The sequence below is a fragment of the Arachidicoccus ginsenosidivorans genome (genome assembly GCF_007971385.1).
GTDB lineage: Bacteria > Bacteroidota > Bacteroidia > Chitinophagales > Chitinophagaceae > Arachidicoccus > Arachidicoccus ginsenosidivorans.
Genome location: NZ_CP042434.1, coordinates 4162268 through 4187134, shown reverse-complemented (window position 1 = coordinate 4187134; position 24867 = coordinate 4162268). Strand labels below are relative to the sequence as shown.

The following is a 24867-nucleotide window of genomic DNA, read 5'->3' as shown; positions in this document are numbered from 1 at the left end:
CTATTTTAATTTTTATCTTATGTTACCGCGTAGAAGATTTTTGCAGTTAAGCACACTTGGCCTTGGAGGAATAATTTCCTCAGCCAGTTTTGGAAAAACAGCATCCTTAAAATCAGTGAATAAACCTATCGTGATTTCCACCTGGGATGCAGGCATTGCAGCCAATGTAGATGCCTGGAAAGTATTGTCCAATGGCGGTCGCGCCCTGGACGCTGTTGAAAAAGGCGTAATGGTTACTGAATCCAGCATTAACTGCTGTGTGGGACTAGGAGCGAACCCCGATAGAGACGGTATTGTAACCCTGGACGCCTCCATTATGGATGAACACGGCAATGCAGGAGCGGTCGCGGCCATTGAAAGGATCAAGCATCCGATCAGCGTGGCTAGAAAAGTCATGGAGAATACACCCCATGTATTACTGGCAGGTGCCGGTGCACAGGAGTTTGCACTGTCTCAGGGATTCCCGCTGGAACCGCAGGAATTATCGCCTTCCGCCAAAAAAGCGTACAATGATTGGCTTAAAAAATCTGAATATAAGCCAAAATCAATATCGAACAGGGAGAGGGCGGCAATAAAAGCGCATTCGCACCGCTTAAATTGAACAATGGCGATTGGAACCATGATACCATTGGTATGCTGGCCCTGGATCAAAATGGAAATTTAAGTGGCAGTTGTACCACCAGCGGCATGGCCTTTAAGGTCAGGGGGCGGGTAGGAGACTCTCCAATAATTGGCGCCGGACTATATGTAGATAATACTTACGGTGCCGCCGTCTCCACCGGGCTGGGGGAAGAAGTCATAAAATCTGCTGGCACTCATTTGGTGGTAGAATTTATGCGTCAGGGTTTAAGCCCCGACAAGGCCTGTAAATTAGCTGTAGAACGGATTGTAAGCAGAACCGGGCATACAAAGGCTAAAACTTTTCAGGTGGCATTTATTGCGTTAAACAAGCAGGGGCAGGTGGGTGCTTATGCCATCCAAAAAGGATTTAGTTATGCCCGGCAAGACGCTATAATAAATAATGAACTTATTGCTTCCAAAAGTATGTTCTAACAGCGAACATACTTTCAATATTATTTATTATCCTTTTACCTTACGCTGTAAAAACAAAAACAGGAGATGCTTTTCATTTAATAGCAATGCCTCTCCTGTTTTTGTTATCGCCTCCTTTTAAATTAAACGGTGCCTAGATCCAGGCGTCTTGTTTTTAGTTACACACCAGGGTCTTTATGCCGCTAGTTTTCAAAATATAGAAGTCCCATCAAATCCTCTTTTCGTTGGATAACAACTTTTGCAAGACTCCCTATATAAATCCATTATTCTAAGAAATGCCATTGTCAAAATAGTGCAATATAGAATTCAATAATAACCCTAAATCTTTCCATAAGGGCAGCATAGAAATATTAACCTGAAAAAATAAGTGGCGGGTTTATAACTATTATCAACAAGATTATGATTGTTTGATTGACTTGTTTGATTGACTTGTTTGATTGATTTGCTTGATTGATTTGCTTGTTTGCTACTCTCCAATAGTCGACTACTTGTACTAGCCAATCTCAAATTGTTCAAACTGAGAATTATTATTTATAATTCTACATTCCGGGAGAAGCCATCCGGTAAAAACAAATGTCCAATAGGTTCATCCATAATTGTTATCTAGGATCAATTTGCTAGATAGGTTAACAGCCAGGTAATTAATAAAAAACAATTAAGCAATTAAAATAAACAACACCAATTAATTTTACACATTTAATAGATATTACAAATGCACTGCGACCAACAAATAAAATAAAGCATTTTATTAAAAAAATGGCTCATGGAGGAGCCGGCAACTAATTGGAAGACCGGCGCCATATTTATTTTATACGATTAGCGTTTTCTTGTTCCATTTGCGAACACTAGTTCATCAAAAAAAATGAGACCTGTTATCAAACGCTTATAGATTTCGTTTAAAACTGCCCACAGCCGATTAAACATAAAACCTACCGTTTACCCCTAAACTCACTATTTATAATACTTTCAAAGACCTACACTTGGTAGTTTTTAAAAATAAAACATGCCTAAACCGCCAGCCATTAAAATGTTACCGCCTATAAATGGAAATCACCACTAACCGAAAATTGCTTTTTTTATTAATTAAAAAATTTAAGCTTTGCTGTATAAATATTTACATAGCACGCAACCTATTTACAAAAATTATCGTCTTAGTTATAATCAGACTATATTTAAAACTAGAAAAATCATTATCATCTATTACGGGAAGTAGCCTTATCATTTATAATTATCATGAAATCTTTTATACTAATCCTCATCAGCACCTTTATCACATTAACCGGGTTCAGCCAATCTACCATAAAAGGTAAAGTGCTTAATCAGGATCAGCAACCACTAGCTTACACAGCCATTTCCGTCGGCAAAAAAGATTCAGTTGAACGTTACATTACTTCCAAAATAACAGACAGCCTGGGTTTATTTACCATCGAAGTACCAAAGGCGGGCACCTACATCGTAAGAGCCACCGCGCTGGGCTATAAAGACAAAGTCATAGAAATAACCACCGGAAAGCCTGGCAACTTGGTGCTAACAAGAACGGAGCATCAACTCAGTGACGTATCCGTCCATGCCCAAAAGCCGCTGATTCAAAGAAAAGCAGATCGACTGGTCATGAATATAGAAAACAATCCGCTGGCCACCGGCAAATCTTCCATGGAAGCCATCGGGCTTGCCCCAGGTGTGCTGGTTCGCGATGGCCAGATCATGATCAATGGGATGACCGGTACCAGAGTCATGGTGAACGGTAAACTCCTCAAATTAAGCGGAGATGATCTGACTAATTATCTGACCTCACTTCGTTCTGATGAAATACAGTCCATTCAGATCATAGCCCACCCACCTGCTGAATATGACGCAGAGGGTTCCGGTGGGCTGATCAATATTATTTTGAAAAAACAAACTGAATTAGGGCTTTACGGAACAGTCTATGGTAATTACGCGCAAGGTAAATACCCGGAAACCTCAGAAGGTACACAGCTAAATTTTAAAAAGGGTAGGCTTGGGCTCTTTGCCAACTACAGTTACAATTGGGAAAAAGGGTTTAATAAACTTAACCAATCAAGAACATTCCCCAGTGATGGCATTTATACGGCGCAAAACAGAGGCATCACCAAGTCTAAGAACCAAAGGGTCCACACAGGTGCAACCTTTGACCTGACTGATAAACAGTATATAGCCTTGGACTATACCGGTTCATTCTCCAGAGATCATGATGTGTTTAAGGCAACGACCTTTATCAATTATGCAGCGCATCCGGAGATAAATTCTACCTCTAAAGGCTTATTTCCCAGTACCTACAATAGTGATTATAATGATGTGGGTCTAAATTACCATATTACAACAGATACACTGGGTTCTAGCTTTGAATTTCTATCTGATTATACACTCAATCATGGCAATTCCACAAATGAGGCAAATAGCAGTTTTTATAATGCTGACAATCAGTTCGTCAGTGATACCACTTTCAAAAACCTGACGCCTTCCAAAGCCAAGATTTTCACAGCGGATGCCAAATACAAGAAAATCTTCAAAAACGGAAGTACCTTTGGATTTGGCTCGAAAGTCAGCCTGACCACGATTCATAACGCAGCCTATTTCTCCTATATGGACCAGGATAACTGGGTCTCCAATGATCCACAGAATTTCATTTACAATTATAAAGAGAATATTGTTGCTGGTTACCTCAACTATAGCGGTCATGTTCTGGATATGGATGTGCAATTGGGGCTCAGAGGGGAGAACACGCAGCTTACCGGGACACTCTACGATACAGCCGGCACTCAGAAAAATCCTAAAAATTATTTTTCACTTTTTCCCAGTCTTTACCTGGTCAAAAAACTCAATAAAGAAGGGACAAATAGTCTGAGCGCCTCTTATAACAGAAGACTTAACCGCCCAGGATTTTCCTCTCTGAACCCTCATATCAGTTATGTGGATAATTATACATCCGGCAGAGGTAACCCGTACCTTACCCCTGAATTCACCAATTCTTATGAGTTGAGCTATACCCTTAAAAACAAATACATTTTTACGGCGGCTTATACAGACAGTAAGGATGTGATCAACAATGCTATATTACCTGAAAAAGATGATCCGGAAAAAATGATGCAGCAGCCCATTAATTCCGGGGCATCAAAAATCTGGATGTTTACTGCCTTTGCGCCTTTTCGGATTACAAAGTGGTGGATGACACAAAACACTATGCAAATCAGTAATCAACATGCAATTGCCGAGACCTTTGATCTACAAGAAAATATAGCCATGTTGCAATCATCGCAGATCTTTCAGCTGGGCAATGGTTATACCGTCAGCGCATCGGCTTATTACTTAAATAAAATAATTTTCGCGAATGCTGTTCTGCATCACTTGTTTAACACAGATCTGGCCATCCAAAAAAAGTTCTTTAACAACAAATTGACCGTAAAACTCGCAGGGAATGATATCTTTGGTACATCAAAAGTGAAAGGTCGGTTCTTCTATAATGATTTCCGCCTGAATTTTAACCAATTACAACAAAAACAAAAAATAACGCTTGGTCTTACTTACAATTTTAATTTAGGAAAGGCCTTTAAGGCCAAAGCAATTAAAAGCAGTAATGCGGAAGAACAGAACAGGTTATAAAATCCATAGCCGCATCATTACTGCCCAGCAATTTGATTACCAGTGATCTTTAGAAAAAATAAAGCGACACGCAACTCTTTGTCTCATGTTCTTTTTTTAAAGTATTATAATTATACAAAATAAAAAAGGAACCCCGCTGAATGTCTATTCAGCGGGAATTTTTTTGAGACCTATTGAACCGACAAATGGCTTTTGTTCAGTTACGCTGACCGATCTACAATTTTCCTTTTGCAAGCATAAAGAATTCAATCTTTGCATTTTTAATTTTCTTTTTGCTTGTCATTGTCACTACTGGTCGTTTTTATTTATTCAGCATATCCATGGAACGCTCGCTATATCTGTCGCCCCTTATTGGATAGGCATTTACCAGGGCTTCTATTTTTTGTAAGATGGCCGGACTCAGCTCTAGCGCTGTCGCTGCAGCATTCTCTTCCAGATACTTAATCTTTTGGTACCGGGAATAGGAATAATGTCTTCTCCCTGACTGAGTACCCAGCCAATAGCTAATTGAGCTGGCGTAGCACCCATACTTTGTGCAATCTTTGCAAATCCCTGGATCAGCTTTTGATTATTTTCCCAATTATCCTTACTAAATCTGGGTAAACTTTTTCTAAAATCATTATCCGCTAAGGCAGTAGGCTCAGCAATGGTAGCTGTTATTAGGCCTCTGGAAAGTGGGCTGTAAGGAATCAGTGATATTTTTAGTTCCCGGCAAGTATCCAAAATTTCTCCTTCTATGTCTTTTGAAAGCAAAGAGTATTCACTTTGTAAAGCAGCAATCGGATGCACAGCAGATGCCCTTCTTAACGATTCAGCCGAGGCCTCTGACAAACCTAAATACCGCACTTTGCCTTCATGCACCAGATCTGCCATCGCACCGACGGTTTCTTCAATAGGTATATTTGGATCCACCCGGTGGGCATAATAAAGATCAATGGTCTCAATCTTCAGCCTTTTAAGGGAGTTTTCAACGGCCTGTTTGACATAGTTTGGCGAACCATCGATATAGGTATTTGGATCACTGCTGGTGCCGCTGCCCCGTTTTTATGACGAAACCCGAATTTTGTGGCGATAAAAATTTTATCTCTATTAGGCACCAGGACACCAGAGATCAAAGATTCATTGGCGCCGTTAGCATACATATCGGCCGTATCCCAGAAATTAATACCCAAATCAATGGCGCGTTCCAATAAAAGACTGCTTTGTTTTTGATCCACCTGGTGGCCATAGGCAAAGTTTAAACCCATGCATCCGAGTCCGATTGCTGAAAGTGCTTCATTTGTGTTTGAAAGTTTTCTAAATTTCATCTTCTGATTTTTTTAGTTTAGTAAGTAATTAACTAGAACACAAAATTAGCAAGCAGCTTTCCCTCAGCATAACAACAATCACATAACTCCTTATAAAAATCAAACAATAAACAAACAACGCCCATTTAGCCAATCTAAAAAAAGGAGGCCAACATCAGGATTATTAATTTTCTTAAGCCGTATTCATCAGGCAGTTACCCGGTAGGAGGCAGGGGTTCGGCCGGTTACTTTGCGGAAAAACTGATTAAAATAGGACGGATATTCAAAACCCAGGGCATAACCAATTTCACTGATATTCAAATCAGTCTGCAAAAGTAGCTGTTGCGCCTGTTGTATCAGCCTGCCCGTGAGCCACTCAGAAGTGGTCTTACCGGTTACTTCCTTTAATGCCCTGTTTAAATGGTTTACATGTATAGAAAGATGCTCTGCATAATCCGCGGCCTTTTTCAGTTGCAGCCCTTCCCTTATATCCACTGGAAACTGCCTGTCCAGCATTTCCATAAAAAGTGCCGTAATCCTGGCAGCTGCATGGCTCGTGTGATTTAATTCATGCGGCTGCTCCACCGCCTTTCGCTTACTGGCTTCATGGATTAAAATTTGCACATAACTATAGATCAAGGCTTCTTTTTGGGTATAATCCGACATCGATTCCTGATCCATTTGCCGAAAAATCCAGCTAATTTTTTCACTTGCTTGTTTATCTAAATAATAAACGGGCCGGGTCTGTTTTTTTGTAAACAAATCAGGGATAACGCCACCAGGGCTATTCCTTACCAGAAAATCTGCTGTAAAAACGCAGTAATGCCCTAATTGTTCCCCTGGCTGTGCTTCCCAGCAATATGGAATCAATGGGTTAGAAAATAAGAGTGTGGGCGGCTTTACCTCTATGACCTTATCTGCATAATGCAGCAGCCCCTTATTTAGGATCAATGTGATCTTATAAAAGTCCCTTCTTCTGTAAGGCGTTTTAAATTGACATAAACTTCTATCAAAGACCCTAAAATCACCTTCTTTATGCGTGAAATCTCCGTCAACCCCCATTGGGAGTAAGGCCCGGTAGTCTACATCAGCGCATTTCGCTTGCGCGTCATTTTTCAGTTTAATTTGCGTTTCCCGGTTTTCCATTCCCAAATGTATATTATTTGGCTGGATATCTGAGCGGATTTAGGACCACCTTTATTTGCCCACTTTGATCCACCACCACTGCCCGGCCATTATGAAAATCAAGGGCCTTTTCAAAATCGGGCCGAATCACCAGTCTGCCTTGTTTATCCATATAGCCCCAATTTTGATTGATCTTAACCGCTAAAAGCCCTTCATGGTAAGCAAGATTGCTGTCATACATGCACCCAGCGGTCGTACAAAAAGGAATTTTGGCTACCTGTTTGCCGCTCAGATCAATTAGTAACATATATCCATCCTTGCCACCGGACTGTTCACCCAGCACCTGTACGATACAAACCCCATCAGAGAACCTGGTAGGTTCATTATCAAAGCGGGCTGGTATAACCACCTTTGCTTTGGTGTTCATAAAACCCCATTTATTTTGCCTATCCTGAAATGCCAACAGTCCTTCTATAAATCCACGACTAATATCTGGACTGAAACTGGAATCTATAGGACAAATAGTAGCGCCGGTAGGATCAATCAGTGTCCATTTATAAGTAGGCGGCCCGGAGGGTAGATTTAAATAAAGACTATCCAGTGTAGATGATAATTCATCAGCATCCTCCTTATGATTATTCTTATTCCTATTCCTATCTATATCCTTAAGCTTATCCGGTAACCAGTTAGCCACCGTATCAAGTGCCACCAGGGCGACTCCATCTGTAAATCCATTTGCCCTTAAATATTTACAATCTATTGAAAGTCTGCCTGTCGCATCCATATAACCAAACTTGCCATCTTTTTGACAAAGCATCAGCCCCTCATGAAAATGCGGCGGTTCAATATCCTGCCAGGATTTCACTTCACCTGCTTCCCAAACCGGCTCTTCTGTTATCAGCAGGCTGTCAGACATTACTTTGTTACCAGTAGTATCTATTGCCTGCCAACCCTCCTGATCCGAATAAACAATCGCTAAGTGATTATAAAAAGGTTCTACTTCCTTATACCGGCAAGGAATCACCATTTTTCCTGCCTTATCTATAAAACCATATAAAAGCGTATCCCCAAAATATTTACCCACCCAGGCATACCCATTTTTAAAATCTCCTGCCACATCAAAATCCTTTCGGGGCTTTATGGCAAAGTGCCCACTGGTATCCAGATAAGCAATGCTATCGCCAATAGTCCTAACCTTAGCCACCCCTTCCTGAAAATTACTGATCTGGGCAAAATCTGCCGGTAAAGGTAAAAACCGGGTACTTTGCCCCTTGACGGGACCTTGGTAAAAAAAAAGACCTCCCGTCAGTAAAAGCACGGCTAGCAATTGCTTTAATAAATTATTTTTAATATTTATAAGATTAACTTCCATCTATCCATTTTAAAACTTTCCCTTGTCTATCCTCATTAAAAAATACGGTCAAAGATAATGCAACAATAGGCTGGAGCGCAAAAATCAAATCAGCCATTTAGTTTTTAATAGGCCCAAATACTTTCCTGAGCTCAAATCATCCATCTAAATTTAATAACAAATACGGCCATCAAAACAGTGGTTATCAATACTAAAACAAAAACTATCCAAGCCAGCCAGCTTTTGATATAAACCATAAGCCCCGAAAAAGACAGTATGAGCGCCACCCCCAAACTGATTAATGCCACCAAAACAACCCTATCCCATCCGCCACTACCCAGCCCCTGATATAAATTGGTTTGCAGGTCTATCCAAAAATTCAGCCAAGCCAATAAAGCAATAATTGACAGCCAGGAACAAAGCCGCAATTGACGACGATTATGTCTGATAATTTGTAGGGAGTGCATGATAAAAAAGATTTTCCCGGGCCGCTATGGCCCGGAAAAGTAAATTAAGCTGCTTTTGAGTAACAACTATTTTGTGAACAATCAACAAAAAACAGGCAGCAACAACCCTCAGAGAAAATATCCTTTTAGTCGTCCGGCTGCATTCCATTCCACTAATAAAAAGAGCGCTCTTTACCAACCTGCTAATAGTTGAACGCTTCATCCTGAATTGCTTTAGGCTCCTTTTAATTTGTATACAGACACCTCCTTTGATTGTAGCTACCACCTGTAATGCTAAAATTAGTGTAGTACCGCACGGTATTATTAGATCCGTTCCGCGTTCGATTTATGGGGCATACCTTTTTTGAAAAGCCTCAATCGCCAGGTTTACTGCATTGCCAGCCGCTGTAAACCCTTGATTGATGCCCAAAAGCAGCGCCTGCTGCTTAGTAGTTGTACCAGTATCCGCCTTGCTTCTCAAGGCTATCAAGGATTTATAAGGCCCTGTAATAATTGTTTGATAGGCCGTAAGACTGCTAATAACAGCCAATTGCAGCGCATTATCGCCATTATAATCCCCAGTAGCATGGGCTGATTTTATGGCTGCTTCCAGCTGCTGCTGCCAGTTAATGCGAACCGTTTCTGCCTTTGCGTAATCTGTGGCCCCCATGGCCGTATTCATTGCGGCAATCTCGGCCTCATTTTGATTCATCAAGGTAATAAGTTGATTGCTATAGGCAGCAGGGTCCTTTTTTTTTGCGCCGCATCCCACCATCTGACCTAAAAACAATATCCATCCCAGTACAAAACAATACGAAAAAATGGGCGTCAAAACACCTCGGTTTTTAATCTTAAGCGCCATTTTTTTAATTAAGGTGCTTTTCAGTTGATCGGTTTTCAGGAGGTTGTTTTTTATCAGACGTCTTTTCATATATGTATTTTTTGCCGTTTTTATCATCTTTGAATTTTAATTATAATTAAACTTTAAATGGTTAACATTAAATATAGGTGCTGAACATAGGTCGCAGCATTGAAAGCATTTAGACAAAACTCCTCATCACAACGCTACCCACAAAATAAACAGCAGCTACCAAAGGCCTACAAGCAGAAAATCACCTGTCTACAAACTGTCTACCAATGAACAAATATCCTCATTATCAAATGGGTAGAAATTAATTTTTCCCCTATAAATAACAGATCTGCTAATATTAGCTCCCTTGAATTCCTTAATTTTGATCCATATTTTTTTATCCTTTTTATCCACAGACAGCATTTACTAATGGTAATGTTATTTTCGCTATCCTATGACCACACACTTTCGTATAAACAAACAGGTCGCTATATTCCCTAAAAAAAAGCGTTCTGCATTGATTTCACAGCTAGGGCCTACTGATCAGAGCAATCTTATATTATCCTGTTTGGTGCCAGTAGTGACCCTGCTATTCATATTGCTGGCTCAATCAGTCAACGCCCAGCAACTCATTATTGATTCTCTTGAGGCAAGGTTAAATATGACTGGCCAGTTAAATGCTCACCAGCGCACACTAACCCTGATTCGGCTGTCCAGTGCACTAGCGACGGATAGTCCTGAAAAGGCTCAAATCCTCAATGAACAAGGCCTGGCACTGGCCCGCAAAACCAATGATCGGCCTGCCATCTCATTTGCTTTTGCCCATAAAGTTGCACTTGATGTAAAGACCGCCAGAGCTGACAGGGCTGGTCAGGATGCAGACAGCGCCATTTATTACAGCCAGGGTGCTGCCGCCTTGATTCAAGGAATAGCCTGGTTTTACAAAGGGTTTATTCAAAACATTCAAAATCAGCCCGATCAGGCTAGAAAAAGCTGGGAAAAATCCCTTAGCTTTTTAAAAGGCAACAAAGGTGCCTTATACAGGGCGAATATCTACTACCTGATCTACGGCATTTACGCGGAAAGAAATGACAATAACAATGCGGCTCTATATGCAAAAAACGCTTTACAGGATGCGCTAATCAGCGGGGACGCTGGTATGACAACAGCCGCCTGGCAAATCAACGGGACCTTATATCTGGATCAATTTAACCGTAATAAAGACTCTTCAGTGCTGGATTCAGCAGTGATGGCCTTTAAAAATGCGGTCAGCCTTTACCAGCAGCAATCCTTGCGGATTAAAAACCCAAGCGTTGTGGTGCTTCCAGCCCTTAATCTGGCTGACATTTATATGGACCATTATCCCCCCTGGTATAAAGACAGCATTTTACAATATGTCAACCTCTCCCTGGCCGTTTCCAGGCAAACAGGAAATTTAACCATGCAGGCCAACTGCTATGATGTGATTAGCAGACTCGCGCTCAGAAAAGGAGACTTCAATGGGGCCGAGCAGGCCCTTTTGAAGGAAAAAGTCTTAACCGACAGTATGCAGCCTCCGAATTTTTATCAGTCAATGACCCTATATCAGTCGCTGGCAACCATTAAAGAAAAGCAGGGCAACCTGCAGGCTGCGCTGGGTTATTACAAACAGTTCATGGCCTTTTATAAAAAGGAATTTAACCAACAGCAATACCAGACCATTCAGCAGTTGGAAGCCAAATATCAGGATGAGAAAAAAAATAAAGCCATGCAGCTGCTGGTCCAGGAAAGCAAATTCCAGAAAAGGCAGTTTTATTTATATATCGGTCTGGCGATACTAGCCATCATTGGATTATTACTGTTGTTTTTAGCCTACAAATTTCGCTTAAAATATTCCCTGGAAAGAGAAAGGTTAAGGGAGGAAGAGGCGGCCAGATTAAAGGCAGAACAAAAACTCATCGAGCGGCAAAAAGAACAACTACAAAAAGAAGTGTTGGCGGGGACCATACAGGTAGAACATAAAAACGAACTACTGCAAAACCTCAAAGAAAAGCTCACGGCGCATACGGATGTTGTGAGCCATCCTGCTGCCAGACAATTGGAAAAAATCATCCACGAAGAGCTGCTGATGGATGAAAATTTTGATGAGTACCGCACTGCCTTTAAGGATATACACCCGGACTTTTTTTCCTGGCTGGAATCCAGCGCCGCCAGTAATGGCGCTCAGAAATTAACCGCCCTTGATTTAAAATACGCAGCCTATATCTACATGAAACTCAACTCCAAACAGATAGCAGGATTGCTGCATGTAGCCCCTAAAAGTGTCCGTATGGCTAAATACCGATTAAAACAAAAACTGGGGTTTGGCAAAGAAGATGATCTGGAAAGTTGTATTGCAAACTGGCAAAAGCCTGGCTATTAACCCCATTTTATTATCAGCGCCCAATCAGGACTGATCTAGTCAGAAGCCAATAACAAAATACTAATTTACAGACAGTTACAAAAATAATCAATAATACTTTTCTACTACACCCAGGCCGAAAAGCGCAAAATCATATTTGGCCGGGTCTTTTTGATCCAGCACTTTAAGCTTTTGTGTAAGTTCAACCGCAGCCCGCCAGTCGGTTTGTTTTCTGTCTAGTAGGCCTAACTTGCGGGCCACTTTGGCCACATGTAAGTCGATGGGACAGATCAGTTCACTCATGGGTATTTTTTTCCAGATACCCAGATCCACGCCCTTATGGTCCTCTCTGACCATCCATCTAAGAAACATATTAAGCCGTTTACAGGTCGCATTTTTCTCTGGCGTGGCTATATGCTTGCGTGTACGGTAGGGGAGATGGGGTAAGGAAAAGAAATAATGGTAAAAATGAATCAGGCTGGTCTTCATTGAAAAAGGTGCATTTTGGGGTAACTCCATCAAAAAAGCCGATTCCAGGGACTTAAAACGGGTATAATGTGCTTGAAAAAAAGATACAAAATAGAGCAGATCCGTATCATTGAAAGTGCGGTGCTTAAAACCCAGCAGTCTTTTTAAATCCTGCTCCTTATGGTTTAAACAAAACGCATAAGGAGCATTATCCATCCTTTCCATGAGTTCTGTCGCTTTTTTGATAATAATTTTTCGATTGCCCCAGGCAAAAATGGCCGCAAAAAATCCGGCTATTTCCTGATCTTGTTTTAGGCTAAAACGATGGGGTATACAGATCGGGTCTTCCTCAATAAAGGAAGGCCGGTTAAATTCCATGACTTTACTGTCCAGAAAGTGTTTTAAATCCATTGAACGAAGTACGGGAATTTCTGGGTTATTTACCGTACATGACGGCCTTTTTCCGTTTATCTAAAAATAAGCTAATGACACCGTAAACCATATTATATTTGTTCATCTTTGTTGCTATTTGTTTGTATAATCAAGCAGATACGCAGAAAAAGGCCTAAATGTAAGACGATACATGAATAAATTAAAGCTATTAGCGGCATTTTTAGCAGCACCTATGTTGATCTTTGCACAGCAAAACGACACCTGGGATTTGCAAAGGTGCGTCACTTATGCCCTGGATAACAATATCTCTGTTAAACAATCTGATGTTCAGGCAAGGCTGGACGCCCTGAATCTCAAACAGGCAAAAAGCAACCAGATCCCGACCCTCAACTTCAATACGCAGGGTGGGTATAATTTTGGGCGTTCCGTGGATCCGACCACCAATCAGTTTACGACCAATCGGGTATTATTTCAGAGCTATAGCCTCCAAACAGGCGTTACTTTGTTTAATTTTTTCCGCCTCAAAAACGATATCAAATCCAAAAAAATCCAAAGTGAATCGTCCGAGGCAGATGTCAATAGGGCCAAAAGTGATGTCACGCTCAATGTGGCAGCCGCTTATCTTCAATATTTGCTGGCCAAAGAACAAGTGAATATTGCAGAAGGCCAGATAAAGCTCACAACCAACCAATTAGATCTTACAAAAAAACAGGTGGCAGCAGGCGCTCTTCCGGAACTAAATGCCGCACAGCTGGCCTCTCAACTAGCCACCGACAGTAGCACTTATATCACCAATGTAACCACTATGGAGCAAAACAAGCTTCAATTACTGGCTCTTTTAAACCTGAGTGCTGATACGCATTTTGAGGTATCTTTACCGGATGTAGATAAAATACCCCTGGAGCCTATCAGTGAATTGCAACCGGGCCTGCTCTATCAACACGCATTGACCACTCAATACCAGCAAAAGGTAGATTCCCTGAAAATACTGGCGGCCAAATATGCGGCTAAATCAGCCAAAGCATCCATGTATCCGACCCTTTCTGCCTTTGGTTCTGTAGGAAGTAATTACGCCAGTTCTTATATGACCCAGAGTGGCTCTTTTCCCTATACAGATACACTGGGTAGTGTGAATATCAACGGGCAGAATTATTATACCACCGCCCAGGGTCAGATCCCTGTTTATAGCAAGGCGGGATATGGCAAGCAGATTTTTGATATCAACCTTTCTCAAGCCATTGGCGTTTCCTTAAATATCCCGATTTTCAATAACCGCCAATCCAGAACAGCCTGGGAGCAGGCCAAACTAAATATCCATAACCTGGAATTGCAAAGTGACCTGAATAAACAAACCTTGCAGCAGGACATCTATACAGCCTATACCAATGCCAAATCCGGCATCGAAAAGTATAATGCTGACACGAAAGGTGCCTCCTATGCACAGTACGCCTATCATCTGGCAGAACTCAGGTATGAAAACGGTATGCTCTCTGCCTCAGATTATCTGGTCTCACAAAACAATCTTTATACGGCCAAGATTAATCAGTCCGCAGCCAGGTTTGAGTATATATTCCGGCTTAAGGTGCTGGAATTTTATAAATACAATCATATAAATTTATAAAGCATTTATAAAACGAAAAGCACTACCCGCTTAGCCCATACAGCTAAACGGCTAACGCCAAAGCACAAGCATTCAATCAGCCTAATATTCAATACTATATTTTATCATTATGAGTAAGAAATTTAAATGGATCATCGTCATACTGGTTTTAATCATTGCCCTTTTGATTGTACTCAGCAAAATGGGGGTCTTTGGAAAAGACGAAGGCATAAAAGTCTCTGCCGAAAAAGCGTCCAACAGAACAATTACCGAGCTGGTAACCGCTTCTGGCCAGATTTATCCGGTAACAGAGGTTAAAGTATCCTCTGATATCTCCGGTGAGATTGTAGATTTACCCGTCCAGGAAGGAGATACGGTTAGAAAAGGGCAGGTGCTGGCCAAGATCTATGCTGATATTTATGCCAGTCAGCGCGACCAGGCCGCAGCCGTAGTGGCACAGTCAAAAGCACAGGTGCAAAATGCCATTGACCAGCTTTCCGGTTTAAAAGCCACCTTGAATCAAACCGAGGAAGCTTATAACCGCCAAAAGATCCTGCTGGACCAAAAAGTCATATCTAAATCTGAATTTGAACAGGCGGAGCAAGCTTATCTATCCGCAAAATCCAATTATAAGGCCGCTCAGGCGACCATTAATGCCAATAAATATAATGTTCAAAGTTCTGAAGCCAGTTTGCTAAGAGCACAGACAGACGTGGAAAGAGCGACCATTGTCTCACCTATGGATGGCATTATCAGCCTGATGGACGTAAAAAAAGGGGAACGCGTTGTAGGAACCGCACAGATGACCGGTACAGAAATGATGCGTATCGCAGATTTAGGCCAAATTGAAGTCCGGGTCAATGTCGGTGAAAACGATATTCATAAGGTACGTATTGGCGATAAGGCAAATATTCAGGTGGACGCTTATAACCAACGTAAATTCAGGGGTGTGGTCACTCAAATTGCCAATCCCCAACCCAATGATGCCACCTCAGCCTCGGCCACAGCCTCCACTACAGCCACCAACTATCTGGTCCATATCCTTTTAGAACCAGATAGCTATCGGGACTTGATTGGCAAAGGCAAGCCTTTTCCATTTAGACCCAGTATGTCCGCCAGCGCAGATATAGAAACCAATACGGAACAGGGCGTATTGGCAGTACCTATTAATGCAGTTACCACCAGAGATGCCAATGATCTGAAAAATACGGATTCCAGCAAATCAAAAGCAGCTGCGGCCACAAAAACGGCCAAATCTGATAGTGGCAGCAATGCTAGTAGTTTAAACCAGGGCGATACCGCCTCGGGTGGCACCAGCATCGATGACGGTACCGCTGAAGTGGTATTTGTGATTGGCGCCGACGGTAAAGTAAAACCGGTGGTTGTCACCACCGGCATCCAGGATATCAATTATATCCAGATTACCAGTGGCCTGAAAGCAGGCGATCAGGTCGTCACGGGTTCTTATGATACTGTCAGCAAACTACTGAAAGCAGGCGACAAAGTAAAGGTGGTTGACAAGTCCCAGCTAATCGATATTACCACTAAATAATTAACTGGCAGCTGAGAAAAGAAAGAGAAGCAGTAAGAACAGCAGGAACAGCAGGAACAGAAAATACAGTAATATATACCCGGCAGGCCAGTTACATTTATTAAAAAAAATAAATGTAACTGGCCTGCCGGATTTTTAAGGCATTAAACCGGTCACAATATTTATTTTTTTATAAGGACAAAAAACACAACAGTCTGTTGAATGCGCATTCATTACCACCGCTTGCTAAAGTAATCCACATAGATTCTGCCTAAATGGAATTCAGCCAGGGCCAATCTAATACCCGTTGCATAAAAAAAATAACAGCTTTTTAAAGCCATGGTTGCCAAAATTTTGCGACATTGAGACTCGGATAGTGGGAAGTAGTTAGATATAGCTATGAGTGGCTAGTAGTTGTTAATAGTCCGCAGCTAAAGTGAAAGGATTAGCGCAGCATACAAGGCGCTGGAAAATCGAAAATCATTTTAAATTAACACGGCACTGGACCGCTTTTAGAATTTACAAATAAGGAAAATGCACATTCATTGGCCTTTTTTCCATTTTCTATCAAACGTATAAATTAAAACCTCATGAAACTAAAAAACCAAATAGCGATTGTTACAGGATCTTCCAGCGGCATCGGCAGAAGTGTCGCAGAATGTATGGCGGCGGAGGGCGCCAAAGTTGTTATCAACTATCCTTTTGAAAAAGGCAAAGAAGCAGCACAGCAAATCCTGGACGGTATCCAGGCAAAAGGGGGAGAAGGGATGCTCTGCCAGTGCGATGTCAGTCAGGAAGACCAGGTAATCGCCATGTTTGAAAACACCATTAAGGCTTATGGAACGGTGGATATCCTGGTAAATAATGCCGGTATCCAGGTGGATAGTGCTTTTGAGACCATGACACTAAAGCAATGGAATGCGGTTATTGGTGTAAATCTGACCGGACAGTTCTTATGTGCCAGAGAGGCGATTAAAGAATTTCTAAGAAGAGGCGTAGTGGCTGAAAAGTCTTGTGCTGCCGGCAAAATCATCCATATGAGCAGCGTACACCAGGTAATTCCCTGGGCCGGCCATGCGAACTACGCCACCAGTAAAGGCGGGATTGATCTACTCATGCAGACCATCGCTCAGGAATTTGCCGGCCGCAAAATCCGCGTGAACAGTATCTGCCCGGGTGCGATTCAGACACCGATCAATAAGGACGCCTGGAGTACAAAAGAAGCGATGGACAGCCTGCTAACCCTTATCCCATATAACAGGATCGGAAAACCGGAAGATATTGGCAAGGCAGCCGTTTGGCTGGCCAGTGATGACAGTGATTATGTGACCGGCGCATCCTTATTCGTAGATGGCGGCATGACGCTTTTCCCTGGCTTTAGAACTGGTGGATAAGATTTGCAGGTAGAAAATCACCTGATTTGCTAGCTGCATTAAAGTGGCACAGCAAATAAGCGACCAACAATGATTTAACGAAAGCACCTAAAAAGCGGTATTACGTCGCATTTATAAATCGATTTTTTAATCTTTAATTTACCGGGAAGTGTCCACACCTCCCGGTAAATTAAAGTCCTATTCGCTTAGCTCCCCTTTAAGGCGAGCGGCATTTTAGAAAGCATTATGGCAGCAAAGCAAACAACTCAGCATACACCGCAAGATCAAAGTCAAGCTAAAAATAGCACGAAAAATAACCCTTCGGCCCAAGACGCTGCTACACAGCAAAATGCACAGTCCCATTCAAAAAACCAGCCGGAGTCCCTGCTAAATGATACTGCGGAAGGCAAAAGGTTGCAAGAGGCCAATTGGAAAAAGTGGGGACCTTATGTCAGTGACAGGCATTGGGGTACCGTCAGAGAGGATTATAGCGCAAGTGGAGACGCCTGGCGTAGTACAACACATGAAATGGCCAGATCCAAAGCCTGGCGTTGGGGCGAAGAGGCAATAGGAGGTATTTGCGACAACATGCAATATCTTTGTTTTGGCTGGGCTTTTTGGAACGGACAGGATCCTATTTTAAAAGAAAGGTATTTTGGACTCAGCAATTATGAAGGCAATCATGGGGAAGACGTAAAGGAACTTTACTATTATCTGGATAATACGCCTTCCCATGCTTACATGAAAATGCTGTATAAATATCCTTTTGCCCAGTTCCCATATGAACAGCTGCTTAGTGAAAATGCCAAAAGAACGCATAAGGATCCAGAATTTGAGTTAATGGATACCGGTGTCATGGATAATGGCCAGTATTTTGACATTCAGATCGAATATGCGAAAAATTCTGCAGAAGACATTCTGATACAACTTAAAGTAACCAACCGTTCAAAGGACAAAACTGCAACGCTGCATGTGCTGCCAACACTTTGGTTCAGAAATTACTGGAACTGGCAAGAACAGCCTATTAAACCAACCATGCAGGCAGATGGCAATCACCAGATAAAACTTCATCAGGAAGCACTAGGAGAATATCATTTTTACACTGAGCCTACGGGCGCTTTACTGTTTTGCGACAATGAAACCAATAATAAGAAATTATATGGCAGTGAAAACAAAAGCGTTTTTGTAAAAGACGGCATTAATGATTATGTAATAGATGGCAATGAAAATGCAGTAAACAATCAGCAGGGGACAAAGGTCTCCGTTTATACCAAGCGGTCTTTTGACCCTGGCGGTGTAGAAGTGTTTCGTTTCAGATTATCAAAGACCGCTTTATCTAATCCATTTAAGGATTTTGACGCCATTTATCAAAACAGGGTTCAGGATGCGAATGAATTTTATGCTACCCTGCAGCAGATCATCTCTGATCCTGAGGAAAAAAAGATACAGCGGCAGGCCCTGGCAGGCATGCTCTGGTCTAAGCAATTTTATCATTATAACGTATCCAAATGGTTGCAGGGTGATCCCGGCATGCCACCGCCACCAGATGCCAGAAAAGAGGGCCGAAACAGCGGTTGGCAAAATATTGATAATTTGAATATCATCTCCATGCCGGATAAATGGGAATATCCCTGGTATGCTACCTGGGACCTGGCGTTTCATGCGGTGAACTTTGCCATGATTGATTCTCGATTTGCCAAAAATCAAATGAAAATCATTACCCATGAATGGTATATGCATGCCAACGGGCAACTGCCTGCCTATGAGTGGGACTTTGGCAATGTAAATCCTCCGGTACATGCCTGGGCCACCTGGAGAGTGTACAAAATTGACGAGAAAAATAATGGCAAGCCAGATACTGATTTTTTAAAACTAGTCTATCATAAACTACTACTTAATTTTACCTGGTGGGTCAACAGAAAGGATGCCGAAAAAAACAACATTTTTGAGGGCGGTTTTTTGGGACTGGATAATATTGGTGTCTTTGACAGAAATGACGCTACCGCCCATGGCGTTCAACTGGAGCAGTCTGATGCCACTGCCTGGATGGCTATGTTTGCCCTGAATATGATGCGCATTGCGCTAGAACTCTGTAAAACTGATATTGTCTATCAGGATATGGCTTCAAAATTCTTTGAACATTTTCTCTCCATTGCCTATGCCATGGAAAATGTAAAAGGAGATGGCGAAGGGCTGTGGGATGAACAAGACGAGTTTTATTATGATCAGATCCATACTAAATACGGCGAAAATATTCGACTTCGACTTAGAAGCATTGTTGGTATAATCCCAATGTTTGCGGTAGAAGTCATCGATGAAGCCAGTTTGAGACAAGCGCCGCTTTTTATTAAGCGCATGAACTGGATTTATGACAATAGACCTGAGTTAGCCAATCTGGTTTCCAGATGGAAGGAGCAAAATAGTACCCTGCATCTATTATCGCTTTTAAGGGGACACCGGATGAAAAAGATCCTGGAAAGGATGCTAGATGAAAATGAGTTTTTAAGTGATTACGGCGTACGCTCTGTATCAAAATATCATAAAGACCATCCTTATACCTTAAAGATCGGCAACTTAATCTATAATGTAGCTTATACGCCTGGAGAATCCGACTCCAATATGTTTGGCGGCAATAGTAACTGGCGGGGTCCGATCTGGATGCCCATTAATTTTCTGATCGTAGAAAGTCTGCAAAGATTTCATTTTTACTATGGCAAGGACTTTAAAGTAGAATGTCCGACTGGCAGTGGCAATTACCTGACAATTCTGGAAATTGCTGAGTTTTTGGCCTGTCGTAATCTGCAGCTTTTCGCTGCGGATAAATCGGGTAGGAGGGCTTTTCTAAATGGAGATGAAAAACAACAAAATGATCCTGAATTTAACCAGTATATTTTATTCCACGAGTATTTTCATGGGGATACCGGTCAGGGACTTGGCGCCGCTCACCAGACTGGCTGGACCGGAATTATCGCTAAAATGATTCAATCCAAATATAACCAGAAAAGGGCCAGAAAAGAAAAATAAGATAGGTGGGATTATAGGTTTCTGGTAAACTTTAAAAAAGCGATTCCCAGAAAATAACAGCATTAAGCATACAGCACTGGTATATATTTTATTTTTAAATTTGATTTAAAAATCCAATTACCGAAATATCCAATTGGGAAAGATTGGGCACCGCTGCATAGCTACCCGCTAAATACTCCTTCTCAAAAGACTCGTCCTTACGAATACCTTTGAATTCAATTAATGTTTTTAAAGTACTTCTGCCATATTGATCTTTATTGACTAATACAATCTGATCGCGTCGCAGTTTACTACCCCGCATTAATCCAACGTCATGTGTGATCACGATTAACTGGGCATTATTAGGATTTGTTATCTTAGAATTGAATAAATTAAAAATTTTAAGCCTTAGATTTGGATGCAAGCTTGAATCAAATTCATCAATTAACAATGCTTGCCCATTTTTCAGGGTTCTTAAAACAATTGCCCCTATACCTAATAATTTCACACTTCCTTTTGATTCCCATTTAAAGAAATCATCTTGATGTATTTTATTAAAAGGCTTGTTATTATCTCCATATTTCTGATGCATTGAATTCAAAGGCTTAAAACCACTTTTGTAGTCTTGCATCAGTGGATGCCGTGCGTCCCCTTGCGATGATAAGGGCAAATCAGCTAATAAAAAATCATGAATACCTATGTCGGAATACCTCATGAAATTTTTTAAGGATTGCAATTCACTAGGATCACCTTTATCGAGTATATGTAAGGCAAGTTGTAATCCTGGCTTAGAATTAGTTCCATCTATTGTTATTGCGTTTAGGATAGCCTCTCTGATTTTTTTAAAAGATTCCTGACCTTTTGCAGCCACACTGGTCAGGAATAAAACATCAGACCCGAAAGTACGCTCTGTTTCTTTATCTAATAATTGCAAATAGGCACTCCCTTTTGTAATATACTTTTCATTACATTCAATGCCTGAATTTTTTCTAAAATAATACGGCTCTTCAGACGCTAATTGACCAGCTTCCGTACGAAATAGCCATTCAGATTTTATTTTTTCATCCTGGATTTGAAACCCAAATCTGTAAATACCATTATCAAAGGTAAATATTAATTGAAAGGACATTGGAGTCTCATCCTTGTTACCATTTAATCGAAATCTTTCTGACCATATTTTTTTTACCAATTCTTCTTGTTCTTCAGTGCTTTTAACCATAAGCATAAATGCTTCAAATGCCTGCGCTATATTGCTTTTCCCGCTCGCATTAGCACCATAAATAGCCTTGGTTTTTAGCATGCGCAAATCAAAAGAAGTAGTGAACACATTTTCCTCATCCATCCCATTGTCATTTTTTCTCTTATGTGCAGCCCGCATCGAAAAAGTCTGGAATTCCAACAGGGACTTGAAATTACCAAATTGAAAGTCTATGATCATTGAACAAAAACACAATCAATTTGTGAATTTTTCACAAATTCCAAACCAATAATCGCCCATAGATGTAAATAGATATTTTCTTAAAATAGGTCTCAAACTTTGCCCACCCAAACTCAAAAAATCCTTTGTAAAATCTCCAATACTTACCTAACTTCGCATCCGAAATTTCCTCGGGGTGCTTTTTCCTTAAGTGGAAGGCTGAGATCAAACCCGTATAACCTGAACAGGATAATGCCTGCGAAGGGAAGGCTGAAACCGCCCATCTGCAGAATTGACCGATAGTTTTGCAGCAGCAGTTCCTCTAATCTCCCCTCAATTTAAAGCAAATCCGTTCACATTTAAAAAGTGATGAAAAGACCCATTGTTCTTTTATGTGCAGTATTAGGGACGGTATTAATGAGCTTCGTACCTGGACTATTAAGGGCTCAAAATATTGATTTACAAGGAACTGTACTAAATGCGGATCGACAGCCCTTAGAAGGTGCAACAGTTAAGTATATAGCGATCAATAACACAGATTCAGGACGCGTTATTGCCGACAATCAAGGTCATTTTGCGTTACAATTAGCAAAGCAAACCAGATATATAATTTCACTTTCCTCAGTTGGCTATGAACCTTTACAAAGGGAGGTGCGCATCACCAACCATTCAATAGAAAAGGTATTTTTCCTTGTTTCTATTTCTACCACGCTAGACCCACTGGAAGTCAGGGCCACCAGAGCAGCGGACAATGCTCCCTTTGCTAAAACCAATATCACTGCAGCCGACATCAAGGACAAAAACCTAGGCCGAGACTTGCCCTACCTGCTAAACCAGACGCCTGGCGTGGTCGTTAATTCTGATGCCGGTAACGGTATTGGCTATACAGGCATCCATATCAGGGGTTCAGATGCGGCCAGGACCAATGTTACACTCAATGGTATTCCATATAATGATGCGGAGAGTTCAGGTTCTTATTTTGTAGATATGCCTGATATCGCCTCCTCCGTTAATTCCATACAGGTTCAAAGAGGGGTAGGTACTTCTTCTAATGGTGCCGGTGCCTTTGGCGCCACCATCAATATCAGTACCAACCAAGTACATGAACTGCCTTACGCTACCTTCTCCAATAGTTACGGTTCTTATAATAGTTGGAAAAACACCGTTTCCGCAGGAAGCGGGCTGATAGATGGTAAATTTACCGCAGATATCAGACTAAGCCATATCAGCAGTGACGGGTATATCGACAGGGCCTCCAGTAAGCTGGAATCCCTATTATTTTCTACAGCCTATATCGGAAAATCCACCACGGTCCGGTTTAATTTTATAACAGGTAAAGAAAAGACCTATCAGGCCTGGAACGGGGTACCAGGGGATTCTATCATGCGTAATCCCACCTATAATGAACTAGGCTATATCAAATCATCCAAATCCTATTACCCGAATCAGACCGATAATTATACACAGAGTCATTACCAACTCTTTATAAACCACACCTTTAATAATGCCTGGTCCTTTGCCATCGCTTCTTTTTTAACCAGAGGTATTGGTTATTATGAGGAATATAAAAATGAGGCGGATTATTCAGAATATGGGATTACACGGGCAGCGGATGATACCGCTTCCACAGATCTGATTCGCAGAAAGTACCTGGATAATTATTTCTATGGCCAGACCTTTTCCTTAGAGAGGAAGCAGGCCAAAGATTTACTCACTCTGGGAGGTGCCTGGACCAACTATGATGGCGGCCACTATGGACAGGTGATCTGGACAGCTAATGGCGGCACTGCACCAGATTATGAATATTATAATACCCCGGCATACAAATATGACAAAAATGTATATCTAAAATGGATGCATGATTTTGGGCAGTACTTTCATTTGTTTGCAGATATGCAATACCGCCACGTTTGGCATAAAATGAAAGGATTCAGTGGCCATCCGGATTTGACTGTCGAAAGAAAATTTGATTTTTACAACCCAAAACTAGGTATTTCTTATGCCAAAAATGGCACCCGCGCCTATTTAAGCTATGCCATGGCGAACAAAGAACCCAACAGAGATGACTTTGAGGCTGGCCTGACACATCAGCCCAAAAGAGAACAGTTGCAGGATGTTGAACTGGGACTTGAAAAAAAGGCAGACAAATATTTTTACGGCATCGGGTTATATTATATGGGTTACAAAGACCAATTGGTGTTAACCGGAAAGCTGAATGATGTTGGAGAAGCGACCCGCATTAATGTTCCCAGCAGCTACCGGGCAGGTATTGAACTCCAAGGTAGCTACAAACTGGCTAAATGGGTAGATATAGCAGCTAACCTTTCACTCAGCCGTAACAAAATAGATAAATACACCGCTTATTACACCAATTATGATGCTAACTGGAATGAGCTGGATCCAAAAGCAGAGACACAAAGCAATACGGATATCGCCTTTTCTCCAAATATCGTCGGCGGTTACAGTTTAAATTTGCACCCAATCAAATCCCTCACATTTTCTTTGGAAGGGAAATATGTCAGTAAACAATACCTGGATAATACCCAAAACAAAGACCGGATACTAAAAGGCTATTATAATCAGGATATTAGAGTTGTTTATGGTTTAAGCGGCAATTGGTTCAAACACATTCAGCTGATAGGACAGGTATACAACCTATTTAGCACAAAATACTACACCAATGGAGCCACTTACCCGGAATATGAGGGCGGAGAGATCAATAATTACCTGTATTACTTCCCGGCAGCCCCCATCCATTTTATGGCGGGTATACAAATTGAGTTGTAAGCAGTAAGTAAATTTAGATTGAAATAAAACTTAACCTATATCCAGGTAAATTCCAAAGTGTTCACAGTCGTCTGGGCCCAGGCGACTGTGAACACTTTGGAATTCTTTTTTTCAATAAGCGAATTGCAGTCTTCTATTAATCGAGGCGCAAAACGCAATATAGTTTTACCAATTAGGCCTTGA

Annotated in this window: 16 protein-coding genes and 1 riboswitch; of the genes, 9 read left to right on the top strand and 7 right to left on the bottom strand. The window is 41.4% G+C overall.

Features of this window, described 5'->3' with window-relative positions; genetic code table 11:
- The first annotated feature begins 19 nt into the window (after nucleotides 1–19).
- From FSB73_RS26850 to FSB73_RS16725, 3 genes are all read left to right on the top strand, one after another.
- On the top strand, nucleotides 20–601 hold the full coding sequence (locus FSB73_RS26850) for an isoaspartyl peptidase/L-asparaginase (RefSeq protein WP_262712355.1): 582 nt from the start codon (nucleotides 20–22) through the stop codon (nucleotides 599–601).
- Nucleotides 598–1053, top strand: coding sequence for an isoaspartyl peptidase/L-asparaginase (locus tag FSB73_RS26845; RefSeq protein ID WP_262712354.1), 456 nt, complete (start codon nucleotides 598–600; stop codon nucleotides 1051–1053). Before FSB73_RS26850 ends, FSB73_RS26845 begins: the two co-directional genes overlap by 4 nt.
- Nucleotides 1054–2286: 1233 nt before the next feature.
- Nucleotides 2287–4674, top strand: coding sequence for an outer membrane beta-barrel family protein (locus FSB73_RS16725; RefSeq protein WP_146784755.1), 2388 nt, complete (start codon nucleotides 2287–2289; stop codon nucleotides 4672–4674).
- Nucleotides 4675–5079: 405 nt separating this feature from the next.
- Here FSB73_RS16725 and FSB73_RS26840 read toward each other — a convergent pair whose 3' ends face one another.
- From FSB73_RS26840 to FSB73_RS16705, 5 genes are all read right to left on the bottom strand, one after another.
- Nucleotides 5080–5619: an aldo/keto reductase gene (locus FSB73_RS26840; protein WP_262712655.1), complete on the bottom strand. Its 540-nt coding sequence runs from the start codon at nucleotides 5617–5619 to the stop codon at nucleotides 5080–5082.
- A gap of 2 nt (nucleotides 5620–5621) precedes the next feature.
- On the bottom strand, nucleotides 5622–5981 hold the full coding sequence (locus FSB73_RS26835; RefSeq protein WP_262712353.1) for an aldo/keto reductase: 360 nt from the start codon (nucleotides 5979–5981) through the stop codon (nucleotides 5622–5624).
- A 186-nt stretch (nucleotides 5982–6167) separates the two neighbouring features.
- Nucleotides 6168–7106: a helix-turn-helix domain-containing protein gene (locus tag FSB73_RS16715; RefSeq protein WP_146784752.1), complete on the bottom strand. Its 939-nt coding sequence runs from the start codon at nucleotides 7104–7106 to the stop codon at nucleotides 6168–6170.
- Nucleotides 7107–7119: 13 nt separating this feature from the next.
- The gene (locus FSB73_RS16710) at nucleotides 7120–8457 is read right to left on the bottom strand and encodes a WG repeat-containing protein (protein ID WP_146784749.1); all 1338 of its coding nucleotides are present in this window, start codon (nucleotides 8455–8457) and stop codon (nucleotides 7120–7122) included.
- 771 nt (nucleotides 8458–9228) lie between these two features.
- Entirely contained in the window at nucleotides 9229–9813 is a 585-nt protein-coding gene (locus tag FSB73_RS16705) for an LIC11966 family surface protein (RefSeq protein WP_146784746.1), read from the bottom strand.
- A 436-nt stretch (nucleotides 9814–10249) separates the two neighbouring features.
- Between FSB73_RS16705 and FSB73_RS16700 the strand changes: the two genes are divergently transcribed.
- Nucleotides 10250–12133, top strand: coding sequence for a helix-turn-helix transcriptional regulator (locus FSB73_RS16700; RefSeq protein WP_146784743.1), 1884 nt, complete (start codon nucleotides 10250–10252; stop codon nucleotides 12131–12133).
- Nucleotides 12134–12220: 87 nt separating this feature from the next.
- Here FSB73_RS16700 and FSB73_RS16695 read toward each other — a convergent pair whose 3' ends face one another.
- Nucleotides 12221–12991, bottom strand: coding sequence for a TIGR02757 family protein (locus FSB73_RS16695; RefSeq protein WP_146784740.1), 771 nt, complete (start codon nucleotides 12989–12991; stop codon nucleotides 12221–12223).
- A gap of 172 nt (nucleotides 12992–13163) precedes the next feature.
- On the opposite strand from FSB73_RS16695, the gene FSB73_RS16690 reads away from it, so the two are divergent.
- From FSB73_RS16690 to FSB73_RS16675, 4 genes are all read left to right on the top strand, one after another.
- Nucleotides 13164–14594: a TolC family protein gene (locus FSB73_RS16690; RefSeq protein ID WP_146784737.1), complete on the top strand. Its 1431-nt coding sequence runs from the start codon at nucleotides 13164–13166 to the stop codon at nucleotides 14592–14594.
- 109 nt (nucleotides 14595–14703) lie between these two features.
- A complete protein-coding gene (locus FSB73_RS16685) occupies nucleotides 14704–16125 on the top strand; it encodes an efflux RND transporter periplasmic adaptor subunit (protein WP_146784735.1) in 1422 nt (473 codons plus the stop codon).
- A gap of 569 nt (nucleotides 16126–16694) precedes the next feature.
- The gene (locus FSB73_RS16680; RefSeq protein ID WP_146784732.1) at nucleotides 16695–17498 is read left to right on the top strand and encodes an SDR family oxidoreductase; all 804 of its coding nucleotides are present in this window, start codon (nucleotides 16695–16697) and stop codon (nucleotides 17496–17498) included.
- 225 nt (nucleotides 17499–17723) lie between these two features.
- Entirely contained in the window at nucleotides 17724–20501 is a 2778-nt protein-coding gene (locus tag FSB73_RS16675; protein WP_146784730.1) for an MGH1-like glycoside hydrolase domain-containing protein, read from the top strand.
- A gap of 94 nt (nucleotides 20502–20595) precedes the next feature.
- Here the strand turns inward: FSB73_RS16675 and FSB73_RS16670 are convergent, their stop codons facing one another.
- Complete coding sequence (locus tag FSB73_RS16670) at nucleotides 20596–21822, bottom strand: AAA family ATPase (protein WP_158639584.1); 1227 nt, start codon at nucleotides 21820–21822, stop codon at nucleotides 20596–20598.
- A 257-nt stretch (nucleotides 21823–22079) separates the two neighbouring features.
- Nucleotides 22080–22181: riboswitch (TPP riboswitch) on the top strand.
- Nucleotides 22182–22266: 85 nt separating this feature from the next.
- Here FSB73_RS16670 and FSB73_RS16665 point away from each other — a divergent pair.
- On the top strand, nucleotides 22267–24684 hold the full coding sequence (locus FSB73_RS16665; protein WP_146784725.1) for a TonB-dependent receptor: 2418 nt from the start codon (nucleotides 22267–22269) through the stop codon (nucleotides 24682–24684).
- Nucleotides 24685–24867: the final 183 nt, after the last annotated feature.